The sequence below is a fragment of the Streptococcus sp. 27098_8_134 genome, from assembly GCF_041431675.1.
GTDB lineage: Bacteria > Bacillota > Bacilli > Lactobacillales > Streptococcaceae > Streptococcus > Streptococcus sanguinis_R.
On the sequence record NZ_JAPVYD010000001.1, the window covers coordinates 162,477 to 180,873 of the forward strand.

Genomic DNA, 18,397 nt, shown 5'->3' on the forward strand with positions numbered 1-18,397 from the left:
TGTTAAATAGCATTTTTGTCCATACCTAATTTACGTTGGATGAACTTAACAATTTCAACAATGACAATCATGGCAAAGCTACCAATCAGAACAACTGTCCATTGTGACAAGTCCAGCTTGGTCACATGGAAAATCTTTTCCAGTGGATCAATTACAATAGTTGAAATCAATAGGATGAAAGAAACCAGGATAGACCAGTTAAAGGTCTTAGACTTAAATGGTCCAACTGTAAAGATAGATTGGTAAACAGATTTCACATTATAAGCATGGAAGAGCTGGATGAGGCCAAGAGTTGCAAAGGCCATTGTAAGAGCGTCGGCATGGATAGCCTTGATATCACCGACATGGACGGGATTAGAGATAGCATAACCATAAACTGCCAGAACCAAAGCCCCTTGCAGGACACCCTGATAGATGATAGAGCTCATAACTCCACCTGAGAAGAAGCTAGACTTACGGCCACGAGGCTTATGACTCATGACACCTGGCTCAGCAGGCTCAACCCCCAGAGCAATTGCTGGGAAGGTATCTGTTACTAGGTTAATCCAAAGCAGATGAACTGGCTGCAACACATCCCAGCCAAAGAGGGTTGCCAAGAAAATAGTCAGTACCTCAGCTGTATTAGCTGAAAGGAGATACTGGATAGTCTTTTGAATATTAGAGAAGACCTTACGTCCTTCTTCCACGGCTACAATGATGGTCGCAAAGTTATCATCTGCCAGAATCATGTCAGAGGCACCCTTAGATACTTCTGTACCGGTAATTCCCATACCGATACCGATATCAGCTGTCTTCAGAGCTGGTGCGTCATTGACACCATCACCTGTCATGGCTACGACCTTACCTTGGTTTTGCCAAGCTTTGACAATCCGTACCTTATGCTCAGGAGAAACCCGTGCATAGACAGAGTATTGGCCAACAACCTTTTCGAATTCTGAATCAGAAAGCTCATTGAGCTCTGCACCAGTCAGGACATGGTCTTCAGTATCTCCTTCTTCGATGATACCCAAGCGCTTAGCGATAGCTTCAGCTGTATCCTGATGGTCACCGGTAATCATAATCGGACGAATACCAGCTTCCTTGGCTACGCGAACAGCTTCTGCTGCTTCTGCACGTTCTGGGTCAATCATACCGATTAAACCAGTAAAGATTAAATCGTTTTCTAGATTTTCAGATGTCAAGTCAGTCGGAACCGCATCAATAATCTTGTAGGCACCAGCCAGCACACGCAGAGCTTGGTGAGCCATGTCTGAGTTGTTAGACTTAATCAGCTGTGAAGTAGCGTCATCAATCGCTGCAACATCTCCAGCCTTATCACGGGCAACACAGCGTTTCAAGAGTTGATCTGGTGCTCCCTTTACTGCCACAAGGAATTTCCCATCTGGCAATGGATGGACAGTAGACATGAGCTTACGATCTGAATCAAAGGGCAGCTCAGCTACTCGAGGATATTTCTCTAAAAAGGCCTTCACATCATATCCCTTGTCCAGAGCATATTGGATAAAGGCTGTTTCTGTTGGGTCACCAATCAGCTTCCCTTCTTGGTCAATCTTGGTATCATTGGCCAAAACAACCGAACGTAAGAGCGGCAGCTCCAGTCCAAGTTCAATATCTTGTCCAGCTTCATTCAGGACTCCGTCGTAAAAGACTTTTTCGACCGTCATCTTATTCATGGTCAGGGTACCAGTCTTATCTGAAGCGATAATCTCAGTTGATCCCAAAGTCTCAACAGCCGGAAGCTTACGGACAATTGAATTCCGCTTAGCCAGAACCTGAGTTCCCAAGGCCAGCACAATGGTAACGATAGCTGGCAGACCTTCAGGGATAGCCGCAACTGCCAAGGCTACAGAGGTCATCAGCTCATCCAGTGGATTTTTCCCTTGAATGAAGACACCAACTACAAAAGTCACTGCAGCAATCACCAAGATAGCATAGGTCAGAACCTTAGACAGACTATTAAGATTTTGCTTGAGCGGTGTGTCCGTTTCATCCGCATCCTGCAACATACCTGCGATATGTCCGACTTCCGTATACATTCCTGTATTGACAACCAATCCAACCCCACGACCATAGGTCACATTTGAGTTTTGGAAGGCCATATTCACACGGTCGCCAATACCAGCATCTGCAGCCACCTCAACAGTCAAATCTTTCTCAACCGGAACAGACTCACCTGTCAGAGCCGCTTCTTCGATTTTCAGTGAATTAGCTTCTAAAAGTCGCATATCAGCTGGGACAACATCACCGGCTTCCAGTCTAACGATATCGCCAGGTACCAAGTCCTTAGAATCTACTTCTGTGACATGGCCATCACGCAAGACACGCGCAGCCGGGCTGGACATTGATTTGAGAGCCGCAATCGCTTCTTCAGCCTTGCCTTCCTGATAGACACCGAAAATGGCATTGATGATTACGACCGCTAAGATGATTAAAGCATCTGCGATGTCTTCACCACCTGATGTGACAACAGACAAGACAGCTGCTACCAACAAGATGATAATCATCAAATCCTTGAACTGCTCCAAAAACTTCATTAAGAGAGATTTTTTCTCTCCTTCATCCAGTTCATTGCGGCCATAATCAGCTAAACGCTTGGCTGCTTCTTGACTGGACAAACCTTGCTCTGAAGCGTCCAAAGTTTTGAAAATTTCCTCAGGACTCTGGGTGTAAAAAGCTTGGCGCTTTTGTTCTTTTGACAATGTATTCCTCCTCTTGGCCTCTTTTATTTCTGAACTTTTCTGACCACTACGACTTATCATCTCGAGCCGCATCAGTCATATCCAAAAAGTCAGAAACAAAAAAGAGACCTGTTTATTAACAAGTCTCGCTATTTCATACAAGGCCGGAAATTTCTTTCGTATTGACGACCTTGTAACGGTTATTCCGTTAGCTACTCCCTTGAGTAAAAACTATTATACCAAATTTTCAAGCTTTTGCAAGGGGAAACATTATGATTTTCAAGAGTTTTCTTTGAGAATAGCAATTAACCCCAGCTAATCTCCATTTCATAGCTAGCAAAAATCTGCTCTCTGTCAACAGTTTTCAGCTGATAATGAAGTTGCAGAACCTGCTGAGTAAAATCAACCTTATAGAAAGAAGTATCGGTCACAAACTGCTGCAAGCCCACAGGTGTATGGATACCAACCAACGCCTGCCCTTGACTGATGAAGCGCATGATGGACTTAGGCTCAGAAAAACGCGTCATAACCAGCTCTTTATCGTGAAACTTCAGAACTACTTTCTCTCCTTCTTCATTCTTGTACAGCAGATAATGAAAGTCTCCTTTTTGCGTCCAGTCCGTATCGTAGACCTGATCGATTAGCTCGGTATGCCCGTCCAGCTGGATGTGATTTTTTATTCTGATTTGCATCTTCATCTCGTTTCTCTTTTTCTTTCCCTATTTTATCAAAAAAAGGATAAAATTGCTCTTCTTTCAGTTGCAGCTTTGATTTTTTTCCTACTATGATTTGTGGTATAATGGTAACATGATTGAAAAAGTATTTCGGGATCCAGTTCATAATTATGTTCATGTGGACCATCAGGTTATCTATGATTTAATCAATACTAAAGAATTTCAACGGCTGCGCCGCATCAAACAGCTGGGTACTTCCGGCTATACTTTCCACGGCGGGGAGCACAGCCGTTTTTCGCATTGTCTGGGAGCTTATGAGATTGCTCGGCGCATCACCAAGATTTTCAACGAAAAATACCAAGCCAACTGGGACAGCCATGAAAGCCTACTGACCATGACAGCCGCTCTCCTGCATGACTTGGGACACGGAGCTTATTCACACACTTTCGAGCGCCTTTTTGATACTAATCACGAGGACATTACGCGGCAAATCATCACCAGCCCTGAAACAGAGATTCATCAGGTACTGGTGCAGGTTTCACCAGATTTTCCAGAAAAGGTAGCTAGCGTTATTAACCATACCTATCCCAATAAGCAGGTGGTCCAGCTGATTTCCAGCCAGATTGATGTGGACCGGATGGATTATCTCTTGCGCGATTCCTTCTTTACTGGCGCTTCCTATGGGCAATTTGACTTAACCAGAATTTTACGAGTGATTTGTCCAGTAGAAAACGGCATCGCCTTCAAGCGCAATGGCATGCATGCGGTGGAAGACTACGTAGTCAGCCGCTACCAGATGTACATGCAGGTCTATTTCCACCCGGCCAGCCGAGCGATGGAAGTTCTGCTGCAAAATCTGCTCAAGCGAGCTAAGTTCCTCTATCCGGCCCAGAAAGATTATTTTGCGCTGTCATCGCCCAATCTCATTCCATTCTTTGAAAACAGAGTGACCCTGCAGGATTATCTGGCCTTGGATGATGGTGTTATGAATACCTATTTCCAAGTCTGGATGACTAGTCCAGACAAGATTTTATCTGACTTGGCTCAGCGTTTTATCAACCGCAAGGTCTTTAAGTCTATCGTCTTCTCTCAGGAAAACGAAGGGCATTTGGATATCATGCGAGACCTAGTTGGACAGGTTGGTTTTGACCCTGATTACTATACTGCTATCCATCGTAATTTTGATTTACCTTACGATTTCTACCGGCCTGACGTTGAAAAACCCCGGACTCAGATTGAAATCCTACAAAAAGATGGCAGCTTAGCAGAACTGTCCAGCCTGTCTCCTATCGTCCATTCGCTAGCCGGGACCAGACAGGGTGATAATCGCTTCTACTTCCCCAAGGAAATGCTAGCAGAGACCGGACTTTTCAGCGAAAAAAACCAGACCTTTATGCACTATATCAAAAACGACCAATTTACCTACGGAGAATAATATGTCTATCAAATTAGTTGCCGTTGACATTGACGGTACCCTTTTAAATAACCAAAAAGAAATCACTCCTGAAGTCTTCAGTGCTGTTCAGGATGCCAAAGCTGCTGGTGTCAAAATCGTCATTGCAACCGGCCGTCCTATTGCAGGCGTTCAAAAGCTTCTCGAGGATCTAGAGCTTAATCAGCCAGACAACTATGTCGTTACTTTCAACGGCGGACTGGTGCAGGATACTGTCACAAGTCAAGAATTAATCAAAGAAACACTGACCTATGACGACTATCTAGATATCGAACTGCTCGGGCGAAAATTAGGTGTTCACATGCATGCCATCACCAAGGACGGCATTTATACAGCCAATCGCAACATCGGCAAGTACACTGTTTACGAGTCCAATCTGGTCAGCATGCCTATCTTCTACCGCACACCTGAAGAAATGGTCAATAAAGAAATCGTTAAGTGCATGTATATTGATGAGCCAGAAATTCTGGATGCGGCCATTGCTAAGCTACCACCGGAATTAGCCGAAAAATATACACTGGTTAAATCAGCTCCTTTCTATCTGGAAATTGTCAAAAAGACTGTCAATAAAGGAGCTGCTATCCTTCATCTGGCTGAAAAGCTTGGCTTGAGCAAGGAGCAGACCATGGCTATCGGTGATGAAGAAAACGACCGCGCCATGCTGGAAGCTGTTGGCTCTCCTGTTGTCATGGAAAACGGCAAGGAAGAACTCAAGAAAATCGCCAAATATATCACCAAATCGAACGACGAATCTGGCGTAGCGCACGCTATTAGAGAGTGGGTTTTAAAATAATGTTTAGTTACAAAATTGGAATTTCAGCTCAGGAACACGACGATTTTGTCACTGCTCATCCGCAGGCCAATCTTCTGCAGAGTTCAGCCTGGGCTCAAATCAAGGACAACTGGGAAAACGAACGCTTGGGCTTCTATAAAGACGACCACTTGGTTGCTGCAGCCAGTGTCTTGATCAAACCACTTCCCTTGGGGATGACCATGCTTTATATTCCGCGCGGTCCCATAATGGACTATGGTGACAAGGAGCTGCTGACCTTTGTTTTGGCCTCGCTCAAGAAATTTGCCAAGGAGAAAAAAGCGCTCTTTATCAAGTTTGACCCTAGCCTCTTTCTGGCAGAAAGCAAGATGGGCGGTGAATTGCAAGACAAGGCAGAAACGATTGAGCTGATTCAACAGTTACAGGAAGCAGGCGCTGTCTGGGTCGGACGGACTGAGTCTCTGGACGAAACCATTCAGCCTCGCTTGCAGGCCAATATTCATAAAGAAGATTTCAGCGAAGAGTTGCTTTCTAAAAGTACTCGCCAGGCTATTCGTACAGCCCGTAACAAAGGCATTCAAATCCAATTTGGTGGAGCAGAATTACTGGACGACTTTTCAGGCCTGATGAAGAAGACAGAAAACAGAAAAAACATCCACCTACGCGGCAAAGACTATTACCAAAAACTCTTGGAAACTTATCCTGAGCACTCCTATGTCACCTTGTCCACTATTGATCTAAAGGCACGATTGGAAGACTTGCAGGCTCAGCTGACTAAGACACTCAAGGAAGCAGAGAAATTTACCGAGAAAACCAAGCCTGGCAAGATTGAGAATAACCAGCAAGAACAGAAACGACTTCAGGAAGAGATTGACTTTTTACAGGCCAAAATCAGCCAAGGGGCTGCTATTGTTCCCCTGTCTGGCACCTTGGTCTTAGAATACGGCAAGACCTCTGAAAATATCTATGCTGGAATGGACGAGGAATACCGTCGTTATCAGCCTGCTATCATCACTTGGTACGAAACCGCCAAACATGCTTTTGAGCGCGGAGCAGATTGGCAAAATATGGGTGGAATCGAAAACGACCTCAAGGGCGGTCTCTACAGCTTTAAATCCAAGTTCAATCCTACCATTGAGGAATTCGCTGGTGAGTTTAACCTGCCAACCAATCCTCTTTACCACCTCTCCAATCTGGCCTACACTATCAGAAAGAAACTGCGTAGCAAGCATTAAAAGAAAGGAAGCCTATGACCTTTAAACTTCTCAGTCAAGAAGAATTCATCCAGCATACCTCAGCTAGCTCCCAACGCTCCTTTATGCAGACCGTGGAAATGACAGAGCTGCTGAGCAAGAGGGGCTTCAATACCCAGTATGTCGGCTACACTGACCCACAGGGACAGGTAGTGGTGTCAGCTGTCCTCTACAGCATGCCTATGACTGGCGGCCTTCATATGGAAATCAACTGCGGTCCTGTCTCTACCGATGCTCAATACCTGACCCCCTTCTATCAAGCTTTGCAAGCCTATGCTAAAAAAGAAGGCGCCCTAGAGCTCATTATCAAGCCCTATGAGACTTATCAGACTTTTGACAGCAATGGCCAACCCACATCTGAAGAAAAAGGCGAGCTTATCCAGCAGCTGACTGACTTAGGCTTTGCCTTTGATGGCCTACAGACAGGCTATCCAGGCGGGGAGCCTGATTGGCATTATGTCAAAGACCTAGCTGATCTGACGGAGAAAGACTTGCTCAAGTCCTTCAGTAAAAACGGCAAGGCGACCGTCAAAAAAGCTAACACCTTTGGTATTAAGCTAAAAAGGCTGGAACGTGACCAACTCAGCATTTTTAAAGACATCACAGCTGCCACTTCTGACCGGCGGGAATATGATGACAAGCCACTAGACTACTATCAAGATTTTTATGATAGCTTTGGTCAGCAGGCAGACTTTATGACTGCTAGTCTCAACTTCAAGGACTATCTTCAGAACTTACAAAAGGATCAAGAGAAACTGGGCCAAAAAATCCAGAAACTGCAGGCGGACTTGGAAAAGAATCCTCAATCTGAAAAGAAACAAAATCAGCTACGAGAGCTTTCCAGCCAGTTTGACAGCTTTGAAACCCGCAAAGCTGAAGCCCAAGAACTGATTGATAAGTACGGCGACCAAGACCAGATCCTGGCTGCCAGCCTCTTTATCTACACCCCCCAGGAAGCAACCTATCTCTTCAGCGGCTCCTATCCTGAGTTTAACAAATTCTACGCCCCTGCCCTGCTGCAGGAATATGTTATGACCGAAAGCATCAAGAGAGGCATTCCATTTTATAATTTCCTCGGCATTATGGGAATTTTCGACGGTTCTGACGGTGTTCTGCGCTTCAAACAAAACTTCAACGGCTTCATCGTTCGAAAAATGGGAACTTTCCGTTATTATCCTAACCCTCTCAAGTTTAAGCTGCTTCAGCTCATAAAGAAAATTCTAAGACGTTAAAAAACCAAGGTTTCCCTTGGTTTTTTTGTATGTTTATCTATAACGAGGTGTCGCAAAACCACGGATATTTCCATGACCGATGTGGTAAGTATTGCGTTTAACTACGTTATTGCTGTTACCTTCAATCGTGTGAATGATCCCATTTTCGACTTTTTCGACAATACCGATATGATCAGCCCAGCCATCGTTTTGCTGGGTATCTTTGTCCCAGTTAAAGGTGATGATATCACCTGCGCTAGGAGTCGAATTGCCATCTTCATTCCAGATACCTAGTCTTTGGAAAATATGAATATGGCGCTCTACACCGCACTCACGGCCGATAAGATCGCTCAAGCCTTCTCTTTGGAAAATAACCGTCGTGAAAATGTCGCACCAGTCATCTGTGTTTTTCACAGCATAGCCAACTGGCAGCGGTCTGACACTGTTATAATCGTTGACCAAGCGCTGATGCTCAGCACTTCCTCCCCTGACACCTACCATAGCAGCTGCCGCCGCAAGAACTCGATCTCGCTGACTAGCTGCCTGAGGACGGTTCACAGAGATAGAGGTCTTTTCTCCACCAGCTCCTTGCAGCTGATTTTGATTATTTAAGTAATACAAGTGAACATTGTACTCGCCTGCATTATTCTTATGGTCACGCGCATATACATGCTTACGATAAGTACCATCAGCCTGACGATCCGCTGTGTACCATTGGACATCATCTTGGCCATTCGCTTCTGACCAAGTCGGCAGGTAAACTGTCTTGAGACCTTCTGGTGCCACAATGCCTGATACTACAATGTCAAACTCTCCAGTATCGTTGTTCTTATTTTGAATACTGATTTTACCTTGCGGCTTACTGATAGAAACATTTGTCTTGATGCCACCTGCTCCTACCAGCTTACCATCATTTTGGACATAGTAGAGATGCACATTATACTCGCCCTGAACGTTGTTATGGTCACTAGCACGAACTCGTTTCCGATAAGTTCCATCCGGCTGACGTTCCGCGTTGTACCACTTGATATCATCCTGACCGTTGGCCTCTGACCAGGTTGGCAGGGAAACAGTCTTGAGACCGCCTGGCGATACAATATCTGAAACCACAATATCAAAATCGCCATTTTCGCTGTTACGATTTTGGATACTGATTTTGCCCTGTGGTTTAACTGCTGACACATTGGTTGTAGTACCACCAACACCGACTAACTGCCCGTCGTTACGGACATAGTAAAGATGGATATGATACTTACCAACTGAGTCTTTATGTTTACTAGATTCAACAGTAACTTTATAGGTACCATTAGCCTGCTGAGTAGCTGTATACCAGATAATATCGTCTTGACCGTTAGCTTCAGACCAAACCGGAACACTGACAGCAGACACTTCATAAGGGGCAGAAACGTTTGAAATCACAACATCAAAACTGCCGTTGACATTATTCTTATTTTGGATACTGATGTTGCCCTTTGGCTTACCTAGAGAAACATTAGTCTTGATGCCACCAGCACCAACCAGCTTGCCATCATTTTGCACATAGTAGAGATGAATATTGTACTCGCCCTCAACATTTTTGTGATCACTCACACGGACTCGCTTACGATAGGTACCATCCGGCTGACGTTCTGCGTTGTACCACTTGATATCATCTTGACCGTTGGCCTCTGACCAGGTTGGCAGGGAAACTTCCTTCAGACCGCCTGGAGATACGATACCTGAAACTACAATATCAAAATCGCCGGTTTCGCTGTTGCGATTCTGGATGCTGATTTTGCCCTGCGGCTTGCTGATAGAAACGTTGGTCTTGATGCCACCTGCTCCTACTAGCTTGCCATCATTTTGCACATAGTAGAGATGCACATTATATTCGCCTTGGACATTGTTATGATCGCTCAGTCGAACTCGTTTCCGATAAGTACCGTCAGCCTGACGCTCAGCATTGTACCACTTGATATCATCTTGGCCATTGGCCTCTGACCAAGTTGGTAGGGAAACAGTCTTGAGACCGCCTGGCGATACGATATCTGAAACCACAATATCAAAATCGCCAGTTTCGCTGTTGCGATTCTGAATACTGATTTTGCCTTGAACTTTTGGTTTTTCTATAGAAATAGTCGTTTTAGTGCCATTTACACCTACCAAGCTGCCATCATTTTGCACATAGTAGAGATGCACATTGTACTCACCCTCAACATTTTTGTGATCGCTCAGACGGACACGCTTACGATAGGTGCCATCAGCTTGACGCTCAGCGTTGTACCACTTGATATCATCTTGGCCGTTAGCCTCAGACCAAGTTGGCAGGGAAACTTCCTTCAGACCGCCCGGAGATGAAATACCTGAAACCACAATATCAAAATCGCCGGTTTCTTTGTTTCGATTTTGAATACTGATAGTGCCCTTAGGCTTGCCAAGAGAAACGGTCGTTTTAGTTCCGCTTACACCAACCAATCGGCCGTCATTTTGGACATAGTAGAGATGGACGTTGTACTCGCCCTGCACATTATTGTGGTCGCTTATACGTACTCGCTTACGATAGGTGCCGTCCGGCTGACGTTCCGCGTTGTACCACTTGATATCATCCTGACCGTTGGCCTCTGACCAAGTTGGCAGAGAGACAGTCTTAAGACCACCTGGGGATGAGATACCTGAAACTACAATATCGAAATCTCCAGTTTCGCTGTTGAGATTCTGAATGCTGATTTTTCCCTGTGGCTTGATGACAGATACATTGGTTGTAGTACCACCAACACCGACTAATTGACCGTCGTTGCGGACATAGTAGAGATGGACATTGTACTTGCCAACTGAATCCTTATGTCTGCTAGAATCAACAGAAACTTTATAAGTACCATTGGCCTGCTGAGTGGCTGTGTACCAGATAATATCGTCTTGACCATTAGCTTCAGACCACACTGGAACACTAACGACAGACACTCCATAAGGAGCAGAAACGTTCGAAATCACAACATCAAAGCTGCCGTTGACATTATTCTTATTCTGAATACTGATGTTACCCTTCAAAGGCTGCTTAGCAAGAGCGGACTGCTGGGTAAATCTCCCAGTGTAATCAACGCTATGATCAAATACATGCTTACCAGCTAACAGCTGAGCCTGGGCTGTAAACTGCCATGCTCCAGCGCCACTATTGTATTTGAGAGATTTAGCTCCATCAAGATTTAAATTAGAGGACGGATACTGGGCCACCCAGAAGTTGCTATATCCAAATTGCGACGTATTAACCGGTCCCTTGCTGCGAAGATTATTTTGATCCAGCCAGCTGGCACTGGTATAGTACATCAGGTTTGAATAACCCAGTCTGCGCATCTCATCCGCCCAAGCCTGGGTATGCTGGTTAATCCCATTTTGCATTTTAGGATCTTCCATGTCATTGACCATGACTGTGTTTTTAGGCAGGCCTAGTCTATTAGCAAAGGCAACGTAATAACGAGCTTCTGCTCTCGCTTCTTCATCACTGGTATAGTGCGAGAAGGCATAGGTCGATACTTGTAAACCAGCTCCCTGCGCATTTCTCACCTGAGACTCAGCAAATGGATTAGTGTAATGGGTTCCTTCTGTCAGTTTGACAACGACACCGCCAACCCCTTGCTGGGCTAATTTACGATAGTCGTCTACGCTGATATGGCCATTGTGGCTGCTGACATCTACAAAGGATGTGCCTTTAATCTCCGCTTGGGAATTCCCGCGGGCTGCCTGAGCCTTTGACCCCGCATTATAAAATACAGTTTTTCCAGCATTATTAGCTTTTGGTGCTGATGCTACTGCAGGACTAGCCTTGGGCTCTGAGGCAATAGCAGAATCTACAACAGAAGAACTTGCTTTTGCTGACTGATTAGCTGCAGTTTCATTCTGATTAGAAGCATTTGCATCTGGCTGACTTTGCCCTTCTGGCTTAGCAGAAGCTACCTGAGTTTCTACAGGAACTGATTGAGCTGCTCCTCCAGACTCAATAGCTGTTCCTGTAGCGTTCGTTGCTTCCTCCTCTTGCTTAACAGCTTGAACTGACTGTTCTGCAGATGATACTGCTACAGTCAGCTGATTAGACGTTTGTGATGCGGCCGCATTCACTGTCTGATTCTCGGAACTAACAGACCTTTCTGTTTTTAAAACTCCTGACTCAGCGACAGTATGTTCCTCGGCTTTTGCAACATTGGCAGTCGCTGCCAACAAAATAGCCGTACTCGCTAAATAAACTAATTCTTTCGATTTCAACTTTTCTCTCCAACTTTTAAAAAACTTGTCACCTTTGGGAGGACAAGTCTTTTTTCAACATTTTTTATTTTACAAAATCAAGCAATGCCAAGAAGCTTTCAGCTTCAAGTGATGCACCACCAACAAGAGCACCGTCAACATCTGGACAAGCCATGTAAGACGCAACATTTTCAGGTTTTACAGAACCGCCGTACTGAACGCGAACCTTGTCCGCTACTTCTTGACCAAAGTCAGCTGCTACAACGTCACGAACTGCTTTACACATCTTTTGAGCGTCGTCTTGAGTTGCTGACTTACCAGTACCGATAGCCCAGATTGGCTCATAAGCGATAACCAATGATGCAACTTGCTCAGCAGTCAAGTCTTTCAAAGCAGCTGATACTTGAGCACCAACGAAATCTACTGCTTTACCAGCTTCGTAAGTTTCCAGTGATTCACCACAGCAGATGATTGGCACCAGACCATTGCGGAAGATAGCATGCGCTTTTTTGTTGATGTCTTGGTCTGTTTCATGGAAATAATCGCGGCGTTCTGAGTGACCGATAACGATGTAGTCAACTCCAACTTCTGCAAGAACTTTAGGGCTGTTTTCACCAGTGAAGGCACCTGCATCTTCAAAGTAAGCGTTTTGGGCTGCTACCTTAAGATTACTTCCTTTAGCTGCTGCCAAAACAGTTGTCAAATCAAGTGCTGGAACAGCGATACCAGCTTCTACCAAATCTGAAGAAGGTAGCTTAGCAGCAACCGCTTCTACAAAAACCTTTGCTTCTTCAGGATTTTTGTTCATTTTCCAGTTACCAGCAATAAATGGTTTACGTGACATATTCACACACCTCTTCTATTTTATTTATAGTAACATTGTAACACAGTTGAATGAAATAATAAAGGTTATCCACAGAATTTCATCAAATTGAAACATCTTTATTTTAAGGGGATAAGATCTGTGGAAAATTCTTCTCATTATCATTTCCCACCCGCATCTTCAAGCCAGCTCTTTCTCCACCAGAGCACGCACCTCAAAATCACCTCTTCAGTCTGCCAGAAGAAAAAACAGAACCTAGTCTGAGACTAAGTTCTGTCGCTGTTATAAACGTCAAAGAAAATCACTGTTTCTTCTCTTGCTTGTAAAACTCTTTTAAGGCATCCTGCCAAGTCGGAATGACAAAGCCTGTAGCCTTGGCCTTGGTCAAGCTCATAGTTGAGTTGAAAGGCCGCTTTGCCTTAGCTGGGAATTTGCTGGAATCAACCGGCTGGACTTCCACATCCGTATCTTTGAGAATTTCCACTGCGAAATCATACCAAGTGGTGTCCTCTGCCGCATCATTAGACAGATGGTAATAACCAAATTCCTTTTGGTTTTCAGCCAGATGAGTCATAAACTCAGCCAGCGTACGAGTCCATGTCGGACGACCATGTTGGTCATTGACTACAGTCAGAGTTTTGTGCGTCTTAGCAAGATTTTGCATGGTAAAGACAAAGTTTTTACCGTAGTTACCAAAGACCCAGGCAGTACGGATTATATAGAAACGGCTGGAATATTTCTCAACTAGCTCCTCACCCATACGCTTGGTACGACCATACTCAGTCTGCGGATCTGGCCGATCATCTACTTCCCACTCCTCACCGACAGGCTTTTGTCCGTCAAAGACATAGTCTGTTGAGATGTAGACCAAGGTCGCTCCGTGTGCTTCAGCAGCTTTTGCCACATTTTCGGTACCGGTCACATTGATGGCATAGTCCAGCTCTTTTCCTTCGTCCTCAGCCGCATCAACTGCAGTATAAGCTGCGCAGTGATAGACCAAGCTTGGCTTGACTTCCGCAAAGACCTTGTCCACCATTTGGGCATTGGTAATGTCCATTTCTGCCACATCAACAGCCACATACTCCTCATTGCGCTCATCCAAAAGATAGCGAAGCTCTGTACCTAGCTGTCCATTCGCACCTGTAATTAAAATCATTTGTCTTTCCTTTCACATCATAAACATTCAATGAGTTTATTATAACAAAAAAAGCAGAAAAAATCTGCTTGGTTGAATCAGACCTCTAGTCATTTTTAGAAAATAAAATCTCATACTTTTTACACTCCATATATAAATGATGCAATATTATGCAAGTGATAATCAGAAAACTTAGCATCATTTCAAATTGACAGTATAAACTTTAACAATGCATAATCACATTAAAATGAATCTTTTCTTTATTTCTCTCTTAGAAAGATTCTACTTCATGATAACAAATAATTCATTATTTTCAAGATAAATATTATATAACTTTGTTTCTTCAAGTAATGTATAGTTTTCACTACTAAAATCTATATTAGCAATATCGATTAATTTGAAATCGACATTTAAGTTCGTTATGCTATTAAATCTCAATGTCATATCCCAAGAAACATTCGTATTTGGCATAATCAAACTTTTTAACATTGGATAAACAGAAGCTGTATTGCTAAATACTGGCGAATCAGAAAGAAAGCGATTCACATTAATAACTGTTTTTTCGGGTGTAATGTACTTGTTTAGAGAGGAAGCTAGCAATATGCTCTGTGCTTTGAACATTTCATTTTGTTGTTTTAAACTGCTCACATAAGTAAAAGAGAAAGATAAGAAATAAAAAACTAATAATCCCGAGACGAAGGACTTCCCTCTACGTAGAATTTTACTCTTTTCAACGCACTCTAAGCTAACAATTAAGATTATCGCTAAAAAAATTCCGAAACCATATTCATATCTTGGTCTCATAAGATAATAAGGATTAGACAAAATCAAATAGGTTCCATAGCTAAACACACTTCCTAAACTTAGCCAAATCAGCATATAAATAAAGTTTAAAAGGAATTTAGTACTGGATAAGCGAATCACACTGATAGTTAAGAGAAATATAGCAATTATCGTTAATAAAACCCAGATAGTTGAACTTTGAAAAAATATATTGTTCAAATATCCTGCAGCATTCACCCCGATTATTTTAATCATCTCTAATCCCTTTGGAATATCAGCTTGATCAGCAAAAATAGGAGGCTTTATAAAAATTTGTATACGATATAAAACCAAACCAATTACATATGACAACATTGAGATGAAAATTTTAGGGATTCTTTCTTTAAAATAACTTCCTTGCAATAATTCTAAAAATATTAGCGTCATGGTTATCATAATGTACACTCCAGAAGAAGCTTGGTATGAATTGCACATTAAGAATATACCAACAACTGACATAACTCCAAATATTCTTTTATTATCCCAGAAAATAAATGGAATGATGGAAACTAATATACTTAAAGTCATAAAAGGATTGTCAAATCTAAAACTTAATGGCTCTAAAAACCACGGATTAATCCCTATAATAGTTGAAACAGATGCTGTTATAAAAGAAATCTTCTTATTGGGATATAAGACAAACAATAAAATTAAGCTCGCTAAAGTTAAAAAACAAGCTGACAGAATATTTGAAGTCAAGCCTAGTTCTGTCAGATGATCCCCACCTTGTATTAATCGAGCGGCATACTCACTTAAATATCTTGAATAATGTTCAGAGAATTTTGAATAGCCTTGTAATTGTCTTCCAATATCATCAATATAGGGATACTCAGCTAAACCGATATTAATATTGACTACTGAATAAATAATAAAAATAACTAGGGCAGACGATTTATTTAAAAGAAGATAGTTTTTAAAATCAGAAAAACGTTTCTGGAAAATCATTTACTCTTCTCCTTAATCACATAAATCGGCCGATGCTTGGTTTCCATAAAGATTTTGCCAATGTATTTGCCTAGGATACCGATGGTCAGCAGCTGGAAGCCGCCGATAAGGAGAATGACAGTCATAAGGGACGGCCAACCCGATGTCGGGTCACCAAAAACCAAGGTGCGAATAATAATCACTGCCATCAGGATGAAGGCTAAAATCCAAGACAGGATACCTCCTAAAAAGGCGATATTGAGCGGCGCATCAGAGAAATTGACGATGCCTTCCAAAGAATAGTTGAAAAGAGACCAGAAATTCCAAGAGGTCTTGCCAGCTACTCGTTCGACATTTTTGTATTCCAAGTACTCGGTATTGAAGCCAACCCAGGCAAAAATTCCCTTGGAAAAGCGATTGTACTCTGAAACTTCCAGAATGGCTTCTACCATCTGGCGTCGCATCAGTCGAAAGTCACGCGCACCATCTACCATCTCTACCTGACTAATCTTGTTAATCAGCTTATAGAACAAATTGGCAAAAAAGCTTCGGATAGGCGGCTCTCCCTCGCGACTAGTGCGACGGGTACCCACACAGTCCAACTCAGGATTCGAGTCCAGCAAAGCCTTCATCTCAATCAGGAGCTCTGGCGGATCCTGCAAGTCCACATCCATGACCGTCACAAAATCCCCACTCGCCTCTTGCAAACCAGCATAGAGGGCTGCTTCTTTCCCGAAATTACGAGAAAAGGACAGATAGTGCACATCTGGACAGCGACTACTGAGCTCTCGCAAAGCAGCCAAGGTCCGGTCCGTCGATCCGTCATTGACAAAAATATATTCGAACTGGTCACGGATTTGATATTTGACCGCTTCCATGGCTTCATGAAACAGAGGAATAGACTCTTCTTCATTGAAACACGGAACAATCACCGAAATTGTCATTTTAATCTCCTACTATTTTATATATTTCATCCTATTATAACAAAAAACTAGGCGAAATGCACTGCACCCCAAAAGTTAGACACAAAAAAATCTAGCTTTTGGGGGTGCAGCTTATTTCCAACCTAGTTTTATTCTTATTGCTTAGTCTAGAGACCTTGAAAATTAGATAGATTCCAAGGCGATTTTCAAATCCTCTATCAAGTCATCCACATTTTCCAAGCCGATAGAGAGACGAATTTGATTTGGTGTAATGCATGCTGCCAGCTGAGCTTCTGGCGACATCTGACCGTGAGTTGTCGTAGCTGGATGGACAACCAAGGACTTAGCATCAGCTACATTGGCCAAGTCAGAGAAAATCTCCAGGCTGTCAATAACCTTACGAGCTTCTTTCTCTCCGCCATTGACATTAAAGGTAAAGATAGAGCCTACACCCTTAGGGAAATATTTTTCTGCCAAAGTATGATAAGGACTGGCAGCAAGCTTGGGATAATTAACCTGCTCAACCTTAGGATGCTCCGCTAAGAATTCCACAATCTTCTCTGCATTGGACACATGGCGCTCTACACGCAAAGAGAGAGTTTCCAACCCCTGCAGGAAGAGAAAGGCATTGAAGGGTGACATGGCTGCGCCGGTATCGCGCAAGAGCTGGGTCCGCACAGCAGTGACAAAAGCTGCTGCTCCGACATCGCGCGTATAACTAATATCATGATAGCTCGGATCTGGATCAACAAACTGCGGAAACTTGCCAGAAGCTTCCCAGTCGAAACGACCGCTGTCCACAATCACACCACCGATGCTAGTTCCGTGACCGCCGATAAACTTGGTCGCAGAATGCACCGCGATGTCCACTCCATGAGAAAAGACATTGATCAGATAAGGAGTGGCAAAGGTATTGTCGGAAATCAGCGGAATTTTATGAGCATGAACCAGCTCTGCCAAAGCATCAAAGTCAGGGATATTAATCAGTGGATTACCCAAGCTTTCAATCAGAACCAGCTTGGTATTGTCCTGAATAGCCGCTTCTACTTCAGCCAGATTTTCAATATCAACAAAAGTCGTGGTAATGCCATAGCGAGGCAGGGTTTCCTTGAGCAGATTAAAGGTACCGCCGTAAATGGTAGAGGCTGCTACTACATGGTCGCCAGCATGGGCTAAAGCTAGAATGGTGTAGGTAACAGCTGCCATACCAGAAGCTGTTGCTAAAGCTCCGACTCCACCTTCCAAAGCCGCAATCCGCTCCTCAAAAGCAGACAGGGTCGGATTGGTAATCCGAGTGTAGATATTGCCAGGTTTGCGTAGAGCAAAGAGATCTTCTCCTTCCTGAGTATCATCAAACACATAAGAAGTTGTCTGGTAAATAGGCAGAGCCCGTGACTTGGTTGTCGGGTCAACTGTCTGTCCGGCATGAAGCTGCAGAGTTTCAAATTTAAATTCACGTGTCATAAGGTCACCTCACTATAGTTATGTGATAAGTCTACCACTAAACGGCTCGC

At 43.5% G+C, this 18,397-nt stretch carries 12 protein-coding genes; 4 read left to right on the forward strand and 8 right to left on the reverse strand.

Annotation, left to right across the window (positions count from 1 at the left end; all coding sequences use genetic code 11):
- Positions 1-2 precede the first annotated feature (2 nt).
- Positions 3-2,699, reverse strand: coding sequence for a cation-translocating P-type ATPase (locus tag O3620_RS00695; protein ID WP_032912955.1), 2,697 nt, complete (start codon positions 2,697-2,699; stop codon positions 3-5).
- Positions 2,700-2,983: 284 nt separating this feature from the next.
- Positions 2,984-3,370, reverse strand: coding sequence for a DUF1934 domain-containing protein (locus O3620_RS00700; protein WP_032913111.1), 387 nt, complete (start codon positions 3,368-3,370; stop codon positions 2,984-2,986).
- Between the two features lie 115 nt (positions 3,371-3,485).
- On the opposite strand from O3620_RS00700, the gene O3620_RS00705 reads away from it, so the two are divergent.
- The 4 genes from O3620_RS00705 to O3620_RS00720 are packed head-to-tail and all read left to right on the forward strand — an operon-like array spanning position 3,486 to position 8,062.
- Positions 3,486-4,787 carry an HD domain-containing protein gene (locus tag O3620_RS00705; RefSeq protein ID WP_002919284.1) on the forward strand — a complete coding sequence of 434 codons (1,302 nt, stop codon included), beginning with the start codon at positions 3,486-3,488 and terminating at the stop codon, positions 4,785-4,787.
- Position 4,788: 1 nt separating this feature from the next.
- The gene (gene yidA, locus O3620_RS00710) at positions 4,789-5,598 is read left to right on the forward strand and encodes a sugar-phosphatase (protein WP_002919285.1); all 810 of its coding nucleotides are present in this window, start codon (positions 4,789-4,791) and stop codon (positions 5,596-5,598) included.
- Positions 5,598-6,812 carry an aminoacyltransferase gene (locus tag O3620_RS00715; protein ID WP_002919287.1) on the forward strand — a complete coding sequence of 405 codons (1,215 nt, stop codon included), beginning with the start codon at positions 5,598-5,600 and terminating at the stop codon, positions 6,810-6,812. The genes yidA and O3620_RS00715 overlap by 1 nt, the downstream gene beginning before the upstream one ends.
- A 14-nt stretch (positions 6,813-6,826) precedes the next feature.
- Positions 6,827-8,062 carry an aminoacyltransferase gene (locus O3620_RS00720; protein WP_002919288.1) on the forward strand — a complete coding sequence of 412 codons (1,236 nt, stop codon included), beginning with the start codon at positions 6,827-6,829 and terminating at the stop codon, positions 8,060-8,062.
- A 33-nt stretch (positions 8,063-8,095) separates the two neighbouring features.
- On the opposite strand, the gene O3620_RS00725 is transcribed toward O3620_RS00720, so the two are convergent.
- The 6 genes from O3620_RS00725 to O3620_RS00750 form a co-directional block, all read right to left on the reverse strand.
- Positions 8,096-12,277 carry a GBS Bsp-like repeat-containing protein gene (locus tag O3620_RS00725; protein WP_002919289.1) on the reverse strand — a complete coding sequence of 1,394 codons (4,182 nt, stop codon included), beginning with the start codon at positions 12,275-12,277 and terminating at the stop codon, positions 8,096-8,098.
- A gap of 64 nt (positions 12,278-12,341) precedes the next feature.
- Positions 12,342-13,100: a triose-phosphate isomerase gene (tpiA, locus tag O3620_RS00730; RefSeq protein WP_002917440.1), complete on the reverse strand. Its 759-nt coding sequence runs from the start codon at positions 13,098-13,100 to the stop codon at positions 12,342-12,344.
- A gap of 280 nt (positions 13,101-13,380) precedes the next feature.
- Entirely contained in the window at positions 13,381-14,235 is an 855-nt protein-coding gene (gene rfbD / locus O3620_RS00735) for a dTDP-4-dehydrorhamnose reductase (protein WP_002919290.1), read from the reverse strand.
- Between the two features lie 261 nt (positions 14,236-14,496).
- On the reverse strand, positions 14,497-15,981 hold the full coding sequence (locus tag O3620_RS00740; RefSeq protein ID WP_002917442.1) for a glucosyltransferase domain-containing protein: 1,485 nt from the start codon (positions 15,979-15,981) through the stop codon (positions 14,497-14,499).
- Entirely contained in the window at positions 15,978-16,904 is a 927-nt protein-coding gene (locus O3620_RS00745) for a glycosyltransferase family 2 protein (RefSeq protein ID WP_002919291.1), read from the reverse strand. The genes O3620_RS00740 and O3620_RS00745 overlap by 4 nt, the downstream gene beginning before the upstream one ends.
- 162 nt (positions 16,905-17,066) lie before the next feature.
- A complete protein-coding gene (locus tag O3620_RS00750) occupies positions 17,067-18,347 on the reverse strand; it encodes an O-acetylhomoserine aminocarboxypropyltransferase/cysteine synthase family protein (RefSeq protein ID WP_002919292.1) in 1,281 nt (426 codons plus the stop codon).
- Positions 18,348-18,397 lie beyond the last annotated feature (50 nt).